A 16,441-nucleotide genomic window follows, 5' to 3' on the forward strand; every position below is an offset into this window, starting at 1 on the left:
TCAGGAGCGGTGGATGGTGATGTCGCCGTAGGAGGTGCGGCCGCGGACCTCGACGGTCTGGTTGGTCTCGTCGGGCCGGGTGGTGCTCTCCAGCTGGTTGCGCACGTGCCCGAATCCGGTGTTGACCTCGAGCCAGGCGGCGGTGCCCGCCGCGATGCCGATGTCCAGGTCGCCTGCGGCGGTGCCGAGGACGACCGAGCCGCGGACCACCTCGCCGAGGCGGATGCTGCCGTTGGACGTCTTCGCGTCGACGCCGGCGCCGGCCCGCTCGACGTCGATGGCGCCGTTGGCGCTGCGCACCCGCACGTCGCCGGTGACCGCGTCGATCGTGGTGTCGCCGTTGGAGTTCTTGACCACCACGGCGCCCTCGACCTCGCCGATCTGGATCTTGCCGGAACCGGTGGAGATCTCGGCGTTGCCTGTGATGCCGTCGACGGTGACGTGACCGATACCCGTATGCAGTCGCAGCGGGCCGGTTCGTTCGAACCCGACGTTGCCGGTGGTCTTGACCCGGCACTCGCCGAGCCGGCCGGCACAGCGGATGTCGCCCATCTGCAGGTGAGCGGACAGTTGGGAACCGCTGGGCAGTTCGATGGAAACGTCCACCGACCTGCTCTTCTTCGAGAAGTCGAAAGTGCGCTTCGGGCCGGTGACCTGGAGCATGCCGTTGGTGTAGTCGACACGGACCTGCGCGGCGGCCTGCACGTCGGACTCGTCGGTTTTGTCGCTCGGCCGGACCTCGACGATGGTGTCCGTGCGGTCGCTCGCGGCGATCCGCACGTAGCCGACGCCGAATTCGAGCGTGACGGAGATCGGTTTGGGCGTCTCGAAAGTAGGCATGGTTGTCCCCGCATCATGGGTAGGTGAGTCGCCCCCGCTGGTCGGGGACGTGGTGGAAGGAAGGCGTGCGGTGCGGTCAGCGCACCCAGCCGGTGAAGCCCTGCTTGGTCCGTTTCCCGCCGCCGCGTGGCTCGGGACGCTGATCGCGATCGGACCGCTGCAGGCCGGCGGCGGCCGCCCGGACCAGCCAGGCGTTGACCGAGCGCCCCTCCTTGGCCGCGGCCTCCTCGATCGCGGCCTTGAGCTGCTCGGGCATGCGTACGTTGATCCGGGCGGCAGGGCCGTCCTCGGCGATCAGCAGATCGCTGTCCGGCGCGCCGCCGACCGTCGCCGCGGTGTCCTCGGCCGCGAGCCCGAGCGGCTCGGCGGGTGGCGGAGTCACGACGAAGCTCGGATCCCGCCCGCGCAGGCGCAGCTCCACCGAACCCGGAGCCAGGTCCCGGGTGATCTCGTCGGCGGCGCCCGACAGCGCGTCCAGCAGCGTCATCCGGATCGCCGACTCAAGCGACCCGGTCAGGCGCTCGACCAGCGCACGCGCCTCTTCACCGCCGGCTTCGGCAAGCGTGGCGAACTCACGTCCGAGGTTGCTCACATACGAGGTCAAGTCCATGGTGCCAATATGGCACATCGATGGCACACGAACAAGCCATTTTGGCACCAGCGGGTGTCGTGTTGGCGCTGCCTGACGTATCGGGATGAAAGAGCGCAGGTCAAGCGTGGGGACGCCGCTGCTCGATCGCCGGACGAGGAGGTCCGCCGGCGGGTCCCTGAGTACGAAGGCTCATGTGCCTGGCCGGCGCGAACGGAAGGATCGGGGACCATGACAACGCGTACCCTGCTCGGCGGCCTGATCCTGGCGGCGGCGACGGTCGGCACCTGGTTCGCCTGGCTGAGCTGGGAGACCGGCTACACGGTCGACCCGGAGACCGGCGCGACCAGCGGCCCGTACGCGGTGTGGCAGGTGGTCGGCTGCGTGCTCACGCTCGGTGTCGTCGCCGCGGTCGGCGGTTGGTGGCTCGGCCCGTGGCTGGTGGCGCCGGTGATGGCGGTCGCCTTCACGGTTCCCTGGGCGGTGCACGCCGCGTCGACCGACGAATCCGGGCTGTGGGCGGTGGGCGCGGCGTTGGTGCTGCTCGGCACGGCGGCCGGCAGCGGCGTGGTCAGCTTGGCCGCCCACCTGCTCCGTCGGCGACTGACCGGCGTGTGACCCGGCACCGCCGCGGTATCTATCCTCACCTGCCACGAGGGGCCCCGCCGAACCGGCGGGGCCCCTCGTGGTCATGCGGTGCTCAGGCGAGCGCCTTCAGGTAGTCCGGGTTGGCCTTCAGCCACTCGTCGACGGCCTTCGCCTCGTCACCCTTGTGGGTGTTGAACATCAGGTCCTCCAGGGACCCGAGCTGCTGACCGTCCATCTTGAACTTGTTCAGCATCGCGGTGACCTCGGGGAAGTCCTTGCCGAAGCCCTTGCGGGCGAAGGTGTTGATCTGCTCGGCCTGGCCGAGGGTGCCCTTCGGGTCGGCGAGGTCCTTCAGCTCGTACTTGGCGTAGGCCCAGTGCGGGTGCCAGAGGGTGACCGCGATCGGCTTCTTGTCGGCGATCGCGCCGTCCAGCGCGGCCAGCATGGCCGGGGTGGAGGAGGTCTTCAGCTTCAGCTTGCCGTCCAGGCCGTAGCCGGGGAGCACCTTCTCCTGGGTGGCCTTGGTGAGGCCGGCGCCCGGCTCGATGCCGATCAGCTGCCCGCCGAAGGTGCCCGCCTGGGCGGCCAGGTCGTCGAGGGAGTCGACGCCCTGCACGTACTTCGGCACGGCGATGCTCAGGCTGGCGTCGTCGTGCCAGACGCCGAGCTTCTCCAGCTTGTCGCCGTACTTCGCCAGGTAGGAGGCGTGCGTCTGAGGCAGCCAGCCGTCCAGGAACAGGTCGATGTCGCCGTTGGCGAGACCGCCGTAGACGAGACCGGCCTCCAGGTTCTTCAGCTGGACCCGGTAGCCCTTCTCCTCCAGGATGTGCTGCCACAGGTGGGACGCGGCGATCGCCTCGTCCCAGGCCATGTAGCCGATGGTGATCTTCTTGCCGGTGCCGGACGCGCCGTCCGACGAGTTGCCGCAGGCGGCGGCACCGCCCAGGGCGAGGGTGGCGGTCACCGCGAGCGCGAGGACGCGCTTCAGGGTCGTGAACACAGGGATTCCCTTCCTGTTTCGGGGTTGCCGGCGGACCCGCGTACGCGGGAACAGGGGTGCCGGCGGAGGGCGATGGTCAGGCGTCCTGCCGCGCGAGGCGCTGCGCCCGCGCGGACGGGAACCGGTCGCCCACGGAGTCGGTGAGCCGGTCGAGCACCACGGCGAGGACCACGACGGCGATCCCGCCCTCGAAGCCACTGCCCACCTCGACCTGGGACAGCGCGAACATGATCACGTCGCCGAGGCCGCCGGCGCCGACCATGCCGGCGATGACCACCATGGACAGGGCCAGCATGATGACCTGGTTGACCCCGGTCATGATGGTGGGCAGGGCCAGCGGCAGCTTGGTGCGCAGCAGCACCATCCACGGTGGTGCGCCGAACGACTCGGCGGCCTGGACGATCTCCTGGTCGACCTGGCGCAGGCCCAGTTCGGTCAGGCGGACGCCGGGCGGCATGCTGAACACCAGGGTGGCCAGCACGCCCGGCACGGTGCCGATGCCGAAGAAGAAGATCGCCGGAATGAGATAGACGAACGCCGGCATGGTCTGCATCAGGTCCAGCACCGGCCGGGCCAGCGCGGAGGCCCGCTTGTTCTCGGCGATGAAGACGCCCAGCGGGATCGCCAGCAGCAGCGCGAGCACGCTGGCCACGAGCACCTGCGCGAGCGTGCTCATGGTCTCCTCCCAGTACGGCATGCCGGCCACCAGGCCGAGGCCGACCGCGGTGCCGAGGCCGAACTTCCAGCCGCGCAGCCACCAGCCGAGCGCGGCCAGGACCGCCACGACCACCACCGCCGGTACGCCGGTCAGCAGGTCGCTGAGCGGGCGCACCAGGGCGTCGACCACGGCGGCGACCGCGTCGAAGAACGGGCCGAGGCTGCCGGTGGCCCAGTCGACGGCCGACTCGGTCCAGGCGCCCAGCGGCACCCGGGGCAGCCAGGCGTCGAGCGGGGACTGCGGGACGCTCATGCCGACTCTCCCTTCGTACCGACCAGTTCCACGTCGTCCTGCGCCGGGGCGTCCGCCGGCTCGTCCGGGGTGGCGGCGGCCAGCGCGCTGAGCAGGGTGATCCGGGGGATCACTCCGGTCAGCCGGCCGCGCTCGTCCAGCACCGCCACCGGGTGCTGGCTCTCCGCGCAGTCGGCGAAGAGGTCGGCCACCGCGGTGTCCTCGGTGACCGTGCGGGCCCGCTCGGTCGAGACGTACCCGTCCAGGTTCGGCCGGCCCTCGCGGAGCGCGCGCAGCACCTCGTCCTCGGTGACGGTGCCGAGGAACTTCTTCATCGGTCCGGTCACGTAGACCACCGAGGTCTGGCTCTCCCGCAGGGCCTTGGCGGCCACCCGGGGACCGGCGTTGACGTCCAACACGTGCTGCGGCTTCTCCATCACCGAGGCGGCGGTGAGGATCCGGGTCCGGTCCACGTCGGCGACGAACTGCGCCACGTACCCGTTGGCCGGGTCGGTGAGGATCTCCTCGGCGGTGCCGATCTGGACGATGCGGCCGTCCCGCATCACCGCGATCCGGTCGCCGAGCCGCATGGCCTCGTTGAGGTCGTGGGTGATGAAGATGATGGTCTTGCCCAGCTCGGCCTGGAGTTCCAGGAGCTGGTCCTGGATCTCCCGGCGGATGAGCGGGTCCAGCGCCGAGAACGCCTCGTCCATCAGCAGGATGTCGGTGCCGGCCGCGAGCGCGCGGGCCAGTCCGACCCGCTGCCGCATGCCGCCGGAGAGGTCGTGCGGCAGCTTGTCCGCCCACTCCACCAGACCCACCATGCGCAGCGCCTCCATCGCCCGCTCGCGCCGCTCGGCCTTGGGCAGGCCGGCGACCTCCAGCGCGTACCCGGCGTTCTCCAGCACCGTCCGGTGTGGCATGAGCGCGAAGTGCTGGAAGACCATGCTGATCTTCTCCCGGCGCAGCCTGCGCAGAGCCGCGGGCTTCAGCGTGGTCAGCTCGACCCCGTCGACCCGCACGCTGCCCTGGGTGGGGCGCAGCAGGCCGTTGAGCATCCGGATGAGGGTCGACTTGCCGGAGCCGGAGAGGCCCATCACGACGAAGATCTCGCCGGGGCGTACCTCGAAGTTCGCGTCGATCACGGCGGCCGTGGTCGGCAGCCCGACCAGGGCCTCGGCGCGGGGTGCGCCGTTAGCCAGGCGTCTTACCGCTTCGTCAGCTCGATTGCCGAATATTTTGTAGAGCGACTTCACTGCGAGCGCGGACACGATCCCCTCTCCGACGGAAACCGGTGGCGGATTGCGCCATCGGTGGCCATCTTCGCGTCTGGTCCGTCCATATCAACATCGGTCACATTCAGCGGGCCATACGGGCCGGCCGAGAAACCTACCGACGTCATCGCCGCAAATCCAGCCCGTACTGCGGGAAATGTGGATCTTCACACAATTTCTTGCGCTGCGGAGGTGACGAATCCGGTCGTCCGGGCGCACCGCGGACGTGCTGGACGCAGCCATGGTGTCGGCAGAGTTTGCTGCTCCCTACGTTGATCGTCCCGTTCGGGGAGGCCCTCGTCGGGCCGGCGGCCGGTCGGCCCCGTTCGTCCCCGAATTTGACGGCCTCGATAGAGAACCGTCATGCGTTCGTCATATTCCGATCTGAGCTCCGCCGCGTCTTCCGGTCGGTCCCGGGTTGCGATTACGGATTCGTGTCGCCCGTTCCAGAAATCGCCGACGATGGATTTTTGGCGCACGGGTGGGAGTCGATGCCGACGTTTCCGCGGTGGCGAAGCCGGGCACCGCCCGCCCGCTGACCCGGGCCGCCGGCCGGAGACAGCGGCCGGCGCAACCGGATCGAGGACAGCCCGGCCGACGGATGGCCGACAGGACGGCCCGGACCCTTCCGGCGCATTGTTTATGCAGGTGGAGAGGTTGCGGATGGCGGGCCACAACGCATCCCTCCGGCTCCGGCGGCGGCCCTTCGTCGACGCCGGGCGCCGCCATTGCCGAGCGCGGCCGTGACGCCGCCGGCGGGTCTCGTCCCGCCGCGTCCACGCCCGGCCGGACCCGGCCCGGCGCCGTCCCTGGTGGACGGTGCCGGCCACGCCAGGACAAGGACGTCACCACCTCCGGCCGACGCCGCCGGCGCGTACCGCCCCGGAACGGTCGACCGGGCGCACCGGCGCGTGCCGGGCGTACGAGCAAGGAAGGAGGGGGCGGAGATGGCCGCTCCCACCGTCACCGCGAGCCTGAACGCCTCGACCTACTCCCCGGGCGACCAGATGACCCTCACGGTCACCTACGGCGACCCGGACACGAAGGCCCTCACCGTCACCGTCGTGGTGACCGACTCGCAGGGCAACAGCAGCGCCCCGACCAAGGCCACCGCCGTGATCGACCCGCTGACCGTCACGCTCACCGACGACTCCGGCCGGACCTGGACGAAGGTCTCCGACACCGGCACGGTGGCGGTCTACCGGGCGGTGGCGTGATGCCCCGGGTCACCCTCACCGTGCGGGACCGGGCCGGGCACGCCGCCACCGCCACCGCCGACTACACGGTCGCCCCGCCGGTCCTGGGCGGCTACTACCTCGCCGGCAACGCCGACCCGACGGCCGACCTGGCCGGCGGCCACTTCCGCTCGCTCACCCAGTACCGCAGCTTCGCCGACGGCCACAGCTTCCCCGGGTACAACAACACCTGGCTGCCCGTGCTCGGCCGCAACGGGTTCGCGATCAACATGGTGCTGGAGTTGAAGCACTACGGCGCGGCCACCACCGGGCCGCAGACCTTCACGGTGGACGGGGTCGGCTACACCGTGCCGGCCCCCGCGATGACCATCCAGCAACGCCCGGGGACCACCTGGCCGAAGGCGTACGGGTACGGGCAGGTGCTCGCCGGGCTCTGTGACGGGCTCTTCGCCCGGGCCCTGTCGCAGTACCGCACCCTGGGCTTCCCGGTGAACATCCAGCTCGCCTCGGAACTCGACACCGACCACGAGTTCGGCACCACCGAGTCGGGGGTGGCGTACAACTGGGCCGACTCGGACGCCCGGGCAGTGCGGGCGATGACCTACGTCGTGAACTGGTTCAAGGCCCGCGCGCTGCCGGCCGGCACCACCTTCTCGGTCGGCTCGGGCGGCTTCGACCGGGCCGCCTACCAGCGCACCCACCCGGAAGCGCTGATGGCGAAGCTGGACTTCCTGCAGTGGAACGTCTACGCCACCGACCCGACCCACACCGCGCTCGGCCGGTTCCGCCGCACCAAGGACTGGGCGGTGGCCGACCTCGGCCCGGTGGCCCTCTCCCGCCCGGTGCTCATCGCCGAATGGGGGGTACGGAAGGCCGAGTTCCCCGACCAGGCCGCCTGGATCGCCACCGTGCCGCCGGCCATCGCCCAGCTCAACGCCGAGCGGGGACCCCGGATTGTGCGGACCAACTACTTCAACTCGGGCTGGGGCACGCTCACCCCGAAGGACACCGGGCTGGCCGCCCTGCGGGCCGCGTACGCCACGAAGCCGTACGTGTGACCGGGATGGCGTGGCGAGCCGCGCCGGCGGCCGCGGGCAGTGCCGACCGAGGCGCCAATCGCCGACCGGAGCCAGGCCATCGTGCGGGCTCGGGAGGCCGGTCTCGGTCAGCCCTGACCGAACTCCCCGGCGATGGTCCGCAACGCCCGGGTCAGCTCCCGCGCCGACGGCGCACTCTCTGGGTCGACCAGCCACTGGGCCGCCACGCCGCCGAGCAGCGACTGGTGGAAGGCGCCGAGCGCGAGCGCGGTGGCCTCGTCGGCGTCCGGGTCGAGCCGGTGGAAGACCTCGGCGAGGCCGAGCCGGGCCTGCCGGGTGACGCCGGCGAACGCCTCGCGCAGCTCGGGTGACCGGTCCATCTGCGCGATCAACTCGAACTGGATGGCCCAGAGCGGCCGCAGCCGGGCGAAGGACTCGATGATCCGTTCCCAGGCCGCCTCGAACCGCTGCGCGGGTGTCGCGTCCGGGCCGGCGTCGTGGGCCAGGGCGCGTTCCAGTTCCTCGCCCCACTCCGCCATCGCCGCGAAGAGCGCCTCGTTGAGCAGCGCCTTTGTGGTGCGGAAGTGGTAGCCGATGGCGGCCAGGCTGGTGCCGGCGGCGGTGGCCACATCGCGGGCCGTGGTGGCCGAGTAGCCCTTCTCCATCAGGCAGCGCTTGGCTCCGGCGAGCAGGTCCTCCCGATTTCCCATGGGCAGAGCGTAGCGGATTTTTGGACAGCCGTCTTGCACAACTGTCTAACACGCTTGTACTGTCGCTGGCATGACCGATGTGCTGATCTCCGGCGCCGGCGTCGCCGGCACTGCTCTCGCCTGGTGGCTGCGCCGCCACGGCTTCCGTCCGACCGTCGTCGAGCGCGCCTCGGCGCCGCGTGACGGGGGCTACAAGGTGGACGTCCGGGGCGTGGCCCTGACCGTGCTGGACCGAATGGGGCTGAGCGAGCAGGTGCGCGGGCGGGACACCGGGATGCGCCTGGCCCGCTTCGTCGACGCCGACGGCCGGCAACTGGCCACCATGGACGCCGCGCTCTTCGGCGGCCGGGAGGGCGACGACGTCGAGATCATGCGCGGCGACCTGGCCCAGATCCTGATGGCGGCGACCGACGACGTGGAGTACCTCTTCGGCGACTCGATCGCCGCGCTGCGCCCCACCGCCGACGGGGTGGAGGTCGACTTCGAGCGGGGGGCGAGCCGCCGCTTCGACCTGGTGATCGGCGCCGACGGGCTGCACTCGACGGTACGGCGGCTGGCCTTCGGCCCCGCGTCGACGTACCTGCGCCCGCTCGGGCACCACATCGCCATCTGCACCGTGCCGGCCGAGTTCGGCGAGGAGCGGGTCGAGCTGATGCACCCCGCGCCGGGACGAACCGTCGGCGTCTACCGGACCGCCGGCGCGCCGGACGCCCGCGCGCTCTTCCTCTTCCCGTCGCCCGAGGAGGTGCCCGACCACCGGGACGTGGCCGGCCAGCGGGCGGCGCTGGTCCGGGCCTTCGCCGGAGCCGGCTGGCGGGTGCCGGAGCTGCTGGCCGCGCTGCCGGACGCCCCGGACCTCTACTTCGACGCGATGAGCCAGGTCCGGATGGAGCACTGGTCGACCGGCCGGATCGGGCTGGTCGGCGACGCCGCGTACGGTGCGTCGCCCGCCTCGGGGCAGGGCACCAGCCTCGGTCTGGTCGGGGCGTACGTGCTGGCGGACGCGCTGGCGGAGGCGGCCGGCGACCCGGCGGCCGGATTCGCCGCGTACGAGCGCCGGATGCGGCCGTTCGTCGAGCAGAACCAGCAGCTCGCCGAGCGGAACCTGAAGGGCATGGTGCTCGGCTCGGCCGGGCAGATCCGGTTCCAGACGCTGATGCTGCGGCTCATGCCGCGCCTGCCTGGCCGGGAGCGGATGATCCGCCGGGTGACCGAACCGATCCGCGCGGCGGCCAGCGCGATCACCCTGTAAGGAAGGGCCCCTTCTTAACGCCTGGCGTAGCGGAGGGGTCCCCTGTTAACCACGGCCAGGGGGATCGAGGCGCTCGGCGTAGGCGGCGCGCAGGTCGTCCCAGCCGAAGTCCATCGACTCCCGGCCGCGGATCGGGCCGACCGGGTCGCCGTCGAGCAGGTGGCCGGCGACGTCCAGGCAGAGGTGCCAACCGGCGGCCAGCACCGGGGCCAGGTCGGGCTTGCTGATCCGGTGCCGAAGGGTCAGCCGGGTGCCGGCGTCGGTCGGGGTCAGTTCCCAGCGCAGCAGTGCGTCGCCCCAGGTGTACTCCAGCAGCGCCGGCCGCTCGGCCTGCCGTACCGTCGCCTGCTCGGGATAGCTCTGCTTGCCGTCGATGGTGCTGAGGGTCGCCTCGCCCGGGGCGCCGAGGTCGCGGCTGGCCAGGAAGGGGGCCCACTGGGCGAGCTGGTCCGGCTCGGTCAGCGCGGCCCACACCTTCTCCGGCGGGTGCCGCAGGTCCCGGACGAACACCAGGTCCCAGCCCTCGTCGGCGGGTACGCGGGCGACCTCGGCGAGCGGGCCGGGTCGGAAACTGTCGCGGTCCATCGGTCACTCCTGACTGTCGAGATGGCGCTCCAGGGCGTCGAGGTGCGCCGCCCACATCCGTCGGTACGGCCCGAGCCAGTCGTCCACCGCCCGCAGCGGCCGGAGGTCGATCCGGTAGATCCGCTGCTGGGCGGCGGTGCGACAGGTGACGAAGCCGGCCTCGCGGAGCACCTTCAGGTGCTTCGAGACGGCCGGTTGGCTCATTCCCAGCGCGTCCACGAGGTCACCGACGCTGCTCTCCGACCGGCGCAGCCGGTCGAGGATGCGGCGCCGGGTGGGCTCGGCCAGGACGGCGAAGGCGTCGACGGACACCACGCCAATATGCCTCCTCGCTCATATGCCTATCAAGGAATACAGGCCGCACTCGCAGGCCAGCTGGCCGGGGCCGGCGCGGCTTGACACCTTGACGGATGATGCACCCGGACGACGGCGCCGACGACGGGGGTGGGACGTGGAACTGCACCGGAGCCGGGGCAACCTGCCGCTGGCCGTCAGCTGCGTGGTCGGCGGGGTGATGGTGCTCGCCGTGGCGGGCGACGGGTTCCTGCGCCTGCTGGTCGCCGTGGGCGTCGTGCTGATCGCCGGCCGGGTGCTGGTCGGCGCGCTGCGGCCGTTCCGCTTCGTCATCGGGCCCGAGGGGCTCGATGTACGCCGCCCCGGGCTGCGCGGGACGTACCGCTGGGAGCAGTTCGACGCGCTCGTCCTCGACGGCGCGGCCCGGCTGGTCGGCGTGCCCGGCGTCGGGCTCCCGGGCCTGCGGATCACCGCGCGGCATCCGGTGGACGGGCGCCCCGCCGTGGAACTGCTCGACCTCACCGGGGTACGCGAGAATCCCGACGAGGTGGTGGCGGCGCTGACCCGCTGGTCCGGCGGCCGCTTCACCGACGCGCGTACGCCGCTCGCCGCCCGGTACGCCGGCGCGGACATCGACTTCACCTTCGGGCTGCGCGGCTACGACGTCCGTGCGGTGGACCGGCTGGTGGGCCGCGCCCAGGACGCGCTCGCCCAGGGCGGGCCGGCGGAGCGGCGGGCCGCCCGCGCCGAGATCGAACAGGCCCGGGCCGCCGGCCTGCTGGTCGCGTTGCGCGGGTACAACACCGGCCAGGTGGACGCGGCGCTCGACGCCCTCTGTACCGCCCTCACCGACACCGACACGCCGACCGATCGGACGACCCCCGCGTGACCGACGCCGCCCCTCCCGCCCCCGCCACGAACCGGCCCCCGGCCCCCGACCGCAACTGGGCGGGCAACGTCCGCTACCGCGCCGCGCGGCGGCACCGGCCGGCCACCGTGGACGAGGTGCGCCGGCTGGTCGCCGGGGCCGACCGGATCCGGGCGGTGGGCAGCGGGCACTCGTTCAACCGGCTCGGTGACACCACCGGGGACCTGGTCTCCGTCGCCGGGCTGCCGCCCACCGTCGCGTTGGACCGGGACCGGGGCACCGTCACCGTCGCCGCCGGCCTGCGCTACGGCGACCTGGCCACCGTGCTGCACGCCGACGGGTACGCCGTGGCAAACCTCGCCTCGCTGCCGCACATCTCGGTGGCCGGCGCGGTCGCCACCGCCACCCACGGTTCGGGCCGGGCCAACGGCAACCTGGCCACCGCCGTGGCCGGGCTGGAACTGGTCACCGCCGATGGTGACCTGCTCACCGTGGACCGCGCCGACCCCCGGTTCGCCGGGATGGTGGTCAACCTCGGCGCGCTGGGCGTGGTCACCCGGGTCACCCTCGACGTGACGCCCACCTTCGACATCCGGCAGTACGTCCGGCTCGACCTGCCCCGGGCGGCGCTGGACGCCGCGCTCGACGGGGCGTACAGCGCGAGCGTCTTCACCGACTGGCGGTCGTCCCGGCTGGACCAGGTGTGGCTCAAGCAGCGGGTCGACCAGCCGCCACCCCCCGCCGACTGGCTGGACACGACCGCCGCCGGCACGGCGTGTCACCCGGTACCCGGCATGCCGGCCGAGAACTGCACGATCCAGTTCGGCGCGGCCGGGCCGTGGCACGAGCGGCTGCCGCACTTCCGGCTCGGCTTCGTCCCGAGCAGCGGCGACGAACTCCAGTCCGAGTGGCACGTCGGCCGGGAGAACGCCGGCGCCGCGCTCGCCGCGCTGGACCCGGCCGCCGAGCGGATCGCCGCCGTGCTGCAGATCTGCGAGCTGCGCACCATCGCGGCGGACGACCTCTGGCTCAGCCCCAACTACGAGCGGGACACCGTCGCGCTGCACTTCACCTGGATCGGCGACCCGGCGGCGGTCGCGCCGGTGCTGGCCGAGGTGGAGCAGCGGCTGGCCCCGTTCGCGCCGCGCCCGCACTGGGGCAAGCTCTTCGCCCGGAACCCGGCCGCCACCTACCCCCGGTACGACGACTTCCGGGCCCTGCTGCGCGAGCTCGACCCGGCCGGGAAGTTCCGCACCGAGGAACTGGACCGGTACTTTCCCCGCGGCTGAGCCGCCGGCACGACCCGTCACGATGGTCGTGCGGGGCCGCCACCTCCGCGCTCTCACCGCACATCGTCGAGCTTGCCGGGGCATGTCCAGTTGGTGACATGTCGCCTCTGTGGCACCTGGCGCCTAGTGACCACCATCGTGTCGGCTATCAGACTCCGGTGGTGTCAACAGTGGTTGCCAGCCTCGCTGCGCAGCTGAGCAAAGGAGTAGCACGATGAACCGGCTCTTACGCTGGACGGCCATGGCGTTGGTCGGCGTCCTGGCGGTGGGCGTTCCCGCCGAGGCAGCGCCACCACCCCCGGCGGAGGGTGGCGACGCCACCGCGACCGCCAGCCCGTCCCGCGTCACCCTGATTACGGGCGACGTGGTGGAGCTGGTCGAGGCGTCGCCCGGCAGGTACGCCGCCTCGGTCCGGCCGGCGGCCGGCCGAGAAGGGATCACCTTCCACACCCTGGAAGTTGACGGCGGCCTGCGCGTACTGCCCAGCGACGTCGTGCCGTACGTGTCCACCGGCGCACTCGACGGCGACCTGTTCGACGTACAGGAGCTCATCGAGCAGGGCTACGGGGACGACGCGGCACCGAACCTGCCACTGATCATTCGTTACCGGGAGACCGGCGGGCAGACGATAGCCGCGGTACGGGGTGGCACCAGGCTGGCCAGCATCGGCGCCGCCGCGGTCGTCGAGGACAAGGACGAGCTGACCGGGTTCTGGCGGGCGGCGGCCGGCGGCAGCCCGGGCGTCCGATCGTTCGGCGTGGACACGCCGCAGCTGGGGTCCGGCATCGCGCAGATCTGGCTCGATGGGCGGGTGAAGCCGGCCCTCGACCGCAGCGTGCCGCAGATCGGCGCTCCGGCAGCGTGGGCGTCGGGGTATGACGGCGACGGTGTCACGGTGGCGGTGCTGGACACCGGCATCGACGCGACACACCCCGACTTCGCTGGAAAGATCAGCGCGACGAAGAACTTCTCCAACAGCGCCACGACCGCCGACAAGTTCGGACATGGCACGCACGTCGCCAGCACGATCGCCGGCACCGGCGCCGCCTCGGACGGCCGACTCAAGGGCGTCGCACCTGGGGCGAACCTGCTCATCGGCAAGGTGCTGAACGACAGTGGCTCCGGCTACGAGTCGTGGATCATCGCCGGAATGGAGTGGGCGGTCAGTTCCGGCGCCGACGTGGTCAACATGAGCCTCGGCGGAGATGCCACCGATGGCACCGACCCGTTGAGCGAGGCGGTCAACCGGCTCACCGCGAGCAGCGGCACCCTCTTCGTCGTCTCGGCCGGCAACGAGGGGGAGGAGTCGACCGTGGGCAACCCGGGCGCGGCCGATGCCGCGCTCACGGTCGGTGCGGTGGACCGCGACGAGAGCCTCGCGAGTTTCTCCAGTCGGGGTCCGCGGTTGGGTGACTACGCGGTGAAGCCGGAAATCACCGCGCCGGGTGTCGGGATCGTCGCGGCGCGGGCCACCGGTACCGCGATGGGAACGCCGGTCGACGCGCACTACACCGCGGCGTCCGGCACGTCGATGGCGGCGCCGCACGTGGCCGGCGCGGCGGCGATCCTCGCCCAGCGCCACCCCGACTGGAACGCCGCCCAACTCAAGGACGCGCTGGTGAGCACGGCCCGCACCAACCCTGCCCTGACGGTGCACCAGCAGGGTGCCGGCCGGGTCGACGTGGCGCGGGCGACCGCCCAGCAGGTGCACGCGACCGGAGTGCTCAACTTCGGGGTGCACACCGACACCACGCCGGCCGAGGCACCGATCACCCGGCAGGTCTCCGTCACCAACACCGGGGACAGCGCGGTGACGCTGTCGCTCGCCGTACGCCTGGAAAACCTCGACTCCCACGCCGCGGACCGGGACGCGGTCGCGCTCGGCGCCGACCAGATCGTTGTGCCCGCTGGTACGAGTCGGCAGGTGCCGGTCACGATCGACCCGGCCAAGCTCACCCGTGGACGGCACGGCGGTTGGCTCACGGCCAACGGCGCCGGCGGGGTGCAGACCACCACCGCCCTGGGGGTGACCCTTGACGGACCCAAGCACACCGTGACCCTGCGCGGGGTGGACCGCAGCGGCGCGGACACGAGCGTGTCCGTGGTCGCCCTGCACGGTGCCGACCGCCGCTCGGACATGGTGAAGTGGATTCAGAAGGGCAAGCCCCTGATCGTCGAGGTCGAGGAGGGCAACTATCTGTTGCACGGCCTGATCTCGGACGGGGGGCCACTTGACTCACAGGCCACCCTGATCACCGACCCGCAGCTGAAGGTCACCCGGGACCTCGAGGTGGTCGTCGACGCCCGCAAGGGGACCCCGATCACCATCGAGACACCGAAACCCGCCGAGCAGCAGGCGGTGCTGAGCTACTACGTACACCGCACCTTCGGCAACGGCCGGAGCATCAGCCACGGGGTCATGCATTTCAGCACCGTGCAGCAGGTCAACGTGACGCCCACCGACCCCGTCACCGACGGCGACTACGAATTCGCCTCCCGATGGCAACTCGTCGCGCCCATGGTGAGCGCCCACGTGTCCGGCGTGTCCGGGCCGCTGGACATTAACCTGCTGCACCGTTCACCGGCCTTCGACGGGGTACGCAACTTCCCGCTGGTCTGGGCCGGCACCGGCACCGACGCCGAGCTGGCCGCAGCTGACGTACGCGGAGCCGCGGTGCTCATGGACAGTGCGCAGGGTCGTTCCGAGAGCGCCCAGGTGGCTGCCGCGGCAGCGGCCGGAGCCGCAGCCGCGCTGATCGTGCGGCCGGCCACGCAATCCGCATGGACGGTATGGCGGCCGATCGCCCCCCGGGAGCCGATCCCGGCGATGGTGGTCGCCAACGACGACGGCCAGCGCCTGAAGGCCGCCGCCATGACGGGAAAGCCGACGCTCAGCCTCACCCTCACGGTGTCCAGTCCGTACCTGTACGACGTGTTCCATGTGGAGCGGGGCCGGATCCCGTCGCAGATCGTCTACCGGGTGACCGCGGAGAACTCGGCGCGGATCGTCACCAGGTACGCCAACACCGGCGGGGACGAGTGGGCCAAGGAGCAGCGCTTCGGCTGGCGCCCCTGGCAGACGTACTCGTGGAACGACACCCAGCGCATGGTGCGCACGGGTGGGGAGCGCGAGGAGTGGGTCACGGCGGGCGACTCGGTGTGGCAGCACCGGGTGGCGCACTACTACACCTGGGATGAGACGAACCCGCTCGGCATCGGGATGCGGGACGCGCCGCACAGCTACCAGGGCGACACCCGTACCCGCGAGGACTGGTTCACCCCGGTGGTGCGTCCGGCGGCGCCCCGCGGTGTCGCGGGCCTGGTGTCGGCCCGCCGTGGCGACATCCTGGCCCTGCGGGTACCGGAATTCGTCGACGCCGCCGGCCACTACACGCTCGCGGGCAGCGGCGGTGAGCGCGATCTGGTGTCGGCACGACTGTTGCGCGACGGTGCCGTGCTCGCCGAGTTGCCCGATGCGCGCCGGGATGTGCCGACGGTGGCCGCCGACGCCTCGTACCGGCTGGAGTTGACCACCCAGCGGGCCTCGAAGGAGTGGCAGTGGGCGACGCGCACGCAGACGGCGTGGGACTTCCGGTCCGGGCACCCGGACGGTGACCCGGAGAAGTCGCAGCCACTGCCGCTGCTGCAACTCGACTACTCGATTCCGGCCGACCTGGCCGGAACGGTGCCCGGGGACCACCCGCACGTCATCGGCATCGCGCTGAGCAACCAGGACGGGTTGGCGGCTCCGGCCGGGGGCAGCGTCGAGGTCGAGGTGTCGTACGACGAAGGGGCGACCTGGCGCTCGCTGAAGGTCGCGAGCGAGGACGGCGTCTTCCACGCGGTCGTGCCGCCGGGCACCGGTACCGTCTCGCTGCGGGTGCACGCCGCTGATGCCGACGGGAACGAGGTCACCCAGACGATCCTGCGAGCGTACGGGCTGCGCTGACCGGCGAGTTGATCAGGGCGT

The 16,441-nt window shown here is 71.8% G+C and carries 14 protein-coding genes and 1 pseudogene; 7 read left to right on the forward strand and 8 right to left on the reverse strand.

Annotation, left to right across the window (positions count from 1 at the left end; translation table 11 throughout):
• Entirely contained in the window at positions 1-840 is an 840-nt protein-coding gene (locus tag ONA70_RS02325) for a DUF4097 family beta strand repeat-containing protein (protein ID WP_265004627.1), read from the reverse strand.
• Between the two features lie 76 nt (positions 841-916).
• Positions 917-1,450 (reverse strand): ribbon-helix-helix protein, CopG family, encoded by a 534-nt coding sequence (locus ONA70_RS02330; protein WP_265004628.1) that lies wholly within the window; start codon positions 1,448-1,450, stop codon positions 917-919.
• Between the two features lie 210 nt (positions 1,451-1,660).
• Between ONA70_RS02330 and ONA70_RS02335 the strand changes: the two genes are divergently transcribed.
• Positions 1,661-2,047 (forward strand): hypothetical protein, encoded by a 387-nt coding sequence (locus tag ONA70_RS02335; RefSeq protein WP_265004629.1) that lies wholly within the window; start codon positions 1,661-1,663, stop codon positions 2,045-2,047.
• Positions 2,048-2,129: 82 nt separating this feature from the next.
• Here the strand turns inward: ONA70_RS02335 and ONA70_RS02340 are convergent, their stop codons facing one another.
• The 3 genes and pseudogenes from ONA70_RS02340 to ONA70_RS02350 all read right to left on the reverse strand — a co-directional run.
• Complete coding sequence (locus tag ONA70_RS02340) at positions 2,130-3,017, reverse strand: glycine betaine ABC transporter substrate-binding protein (RefSeq protein WP_265004630.1); 888 nt, start codon at positions 3,015-3,017, stop codon at positions 2,130-2,132.
• Between the two features lie 76 nt (positions 3,018-3,093).
• Entirely contained in the window at positions 3,094-3,987 is an 894-nt protein-coding gene (locus ONA70_RS02345; RefSeq protein WP_265004631.1) for an ABC transporter permease, read from the reverse strand.
• An 80-nt stretch (positions 3,988-4,067) separates the two neighbouring features.
• Positions 4,068-5,237, reverse strand: a pseudogene (locus ONA70_RS02350) (quaternary amine ABC transporter ATP-binding protein); the annotation flags it as partial.
• A 950-nt stretch (positions 5,238-6,187) separates the two neighbouring features.
• Between ONA70_RS02350 and ONA70_RS02355 the strand changes: the two are divergent.
• Together ONA70_RS02355 and ONA70_RS02360 are read left to right on the forward strand one after the other, a co-directional pair.
• Positions 6,188-6,457 (forward strand): hypothetical protein, encoded by a 270-nt coding sequence (locus tag ONA70_RS02355; protein WP_265004633.1) that lies wholly within the window; start codon positions 6,188-6,190, stop codon positions 6,455-6,457.
• Entirely contained in the window at positions 6,457-7,494 is a 1,038-nt protein-coding gene (locus ONA70_RS02360) for a hypothetical protein (RefSeq protein WP_265004634.1), read from the forward strand. The genes ONA70_RS02355 and ONA70_RS02360 overlap by 1 nt, the downstream gene beginning before the upstream one ends.
• A 107-nt stretch (positions 7,495-7,601) precedes the next feature.
• On the opposite strand, the gene ONA70_RS02365 is transcribed toward ONA70_RS02360, so the two are convergent.
• Entirely contained in the window at positions 7,602-8,183 is a 582-nt protein-coding gene (locus ONA70_RS02365; protein WP_265004635.1) for a TetR/AcrR family transcriptional regulator, read from the reverse strand.
• Between the two features lie 70 nt (positions 8,184-8,253).
• Between ONA70_RS02365 and ONA70_RS02370 the strand changes: the two genes are divergently transcribed.
• Positions 8,254-9,435 carry an FAD-dependent monooxygenase gene (locus tag ONA70_RS02370; RefSeq protein WP_265004636.1) on the forward strand — a complete coding sequence of 394 codons (1,182 nt, stop codon included), beginning with the start codon at positions 8,254-8,256 and terminating at the stop codon, positions 9,433-9,435.
• A gap of 45 nt (positions 9,436-9,480) precedes the next feature.
• Here ONA70_RS02370 and ONA70_RS02375 read toward each other — a convergent pair whose 3' ends face one another.
• Together ONA70_RS02375 and ONA70_RS02380 are read right to left on the reverse strand one after the other, a co-directional pair.
• Positions 9,481-10,020: an SRPBCC family protein gene (locus ONA70_RS02375; protein ID WP_265004637.1), complete on the reverse strand. Its 540-nt coding sequence runs from the start codon at positions 10,018-10,020 to the stop codon at positions 9,481-9,483.
• 3 nt (positions 10,021-10,023) lie between these two features.
• Positions 10,024-10,332, reverse strand: a complete 309-nt coding sequence (locus tag ONA70_RS02380; RefSeq protein ID WP_265004660.1) for an ArsR/SmtB family transcription factor — start codon at positions 10,330-10,332, stop codon at positions 10,024-10,026.
• A gap of 139 nt (positions 10,333-10,471) precedes the next feature.
• On the opposite strand from ONA70_RS02380, the gene ONA70_RS02385 reads away from it, so the two are divergent.
• From ONA70_RS02385 to ONA70_RS02395, 3 genes are all read left to right on the forward strand, one after another.
• Positions 10,472-11,203, forward strand: a complete 732-nt coding sequence (locus ONA70_RS02385; RefSeq protein ID WP_265004638.1) for a hypothetical protein — start codon at positions 10,472-10,474, stop codon at positions 11,201-11,203.
• Positions 11,200-12,471: an FAD-binding protein gene (locus tag ONA70_RS02390; RefSeq protein WP_265004639.1), complete on the forward strand. Its 1,272-nt coding sequence runs from the start codon at positions 11,200-11,202 to the stop codon at positions 12,469-12,471. Before ONA70_RS02385 ends, ONA70_RS02390 begins: the two co-directional genes overlap by 4 nt.
• 214 nt (positions 12,472-12,685) lie before the next feature.
• Entirely contained in the window at positions 12,686-16,420 is a 3,735-nt protein-coding gene (locus ONA70_RS02395; RefSeq protein ID WP_265004640.1) for a S8 family serine peptidase, read from the forward strand.
• Positions 16,421-16,441 lie beyond the last annotated feature (21 nt).

Source organism: Micromonospora yasonensis (assembly GCF_026013475.1).
GTDB classification, from domain to species: Bacteria; Actinomycetota; Actinomycetes; order Mycobacteriales; family Micromonosporaceae; genus Micromonospora; species Micromonospora yasonensis.

Bases quoted from the DNA above. Each gene is read 5' to 3' on its own strand.
- ONA70_RS02325 (WP_265004627.1), bottom strand. From the start codon at position 840: ATGCCTACTTTCGAGACGCCCAAACCGATCTCCGTCACGCTCGAATTC.
- ONA70_RS02330 (WP_265004628.1), bottom strand. From the start codon at position 1,450: ATGGACTTGACCTCGTATGTGAGCAACCTCGGACGTGAGTTCGCCACG.
- ONA70_RS02335 (WP_265004629.1), top strand. From the start codon at position 1,661: ATGACAACGCGTACCCTGCTCGGCGGCCTGATCCTGGCGGCGGCGACG.
- ONA70_RS02345 (WP_265004631.1), bottom strand. From the start codon at position 3,987: ATGAGCGTCCCGCAGTCCCCGCTCGACGCCTGGCTGCCCCGGGTGCCG.
- ONA70_RS02355 (WP_265004633.1), top strand. From the start codon at position 6,188: ATGGCCGCTCCCACCGTCACCGCGAGCCTGAACGCCTCGACCTACTCC.
- ONA70_RS02360 (WP_265004634.1), top strand. From the start codon at position 6,457: ATGCCCCGGGTCACCCTCACCGTGCGGGACCGGGCCGGGCACGCCGCC.
- ONA70_RS02365 (WP_265004635.1), bottom strand. From the start codon at position 8,183: ATGGGAAATCGGGAGGACCTGCTCGCCGGAGCCAAGCGCTGCCTGATG.
- ONA70_RS02370 (WP_265004636.1), top strand. From the start codon at position 8,254: ATGACCGATGTGCTGATCTCCGGCGCCGGCGTCGCCGGCACTGCTCTC.
- ONA70_RS02375 (WP_265004637.1), bottom strand. From the start codon at position 10,020: ATGGACCGCGACAGTTTCCGACCCGGCCCGCTCGCCGAGGTCGCCCGC.
- ONA70_RS02395 (WP_265004640.1), top strand. From the start codon at position 12,686: ATGAACCGGCTCTTACGCTGGACGGCCATGGCGTTGGTCGGCGTCCTG.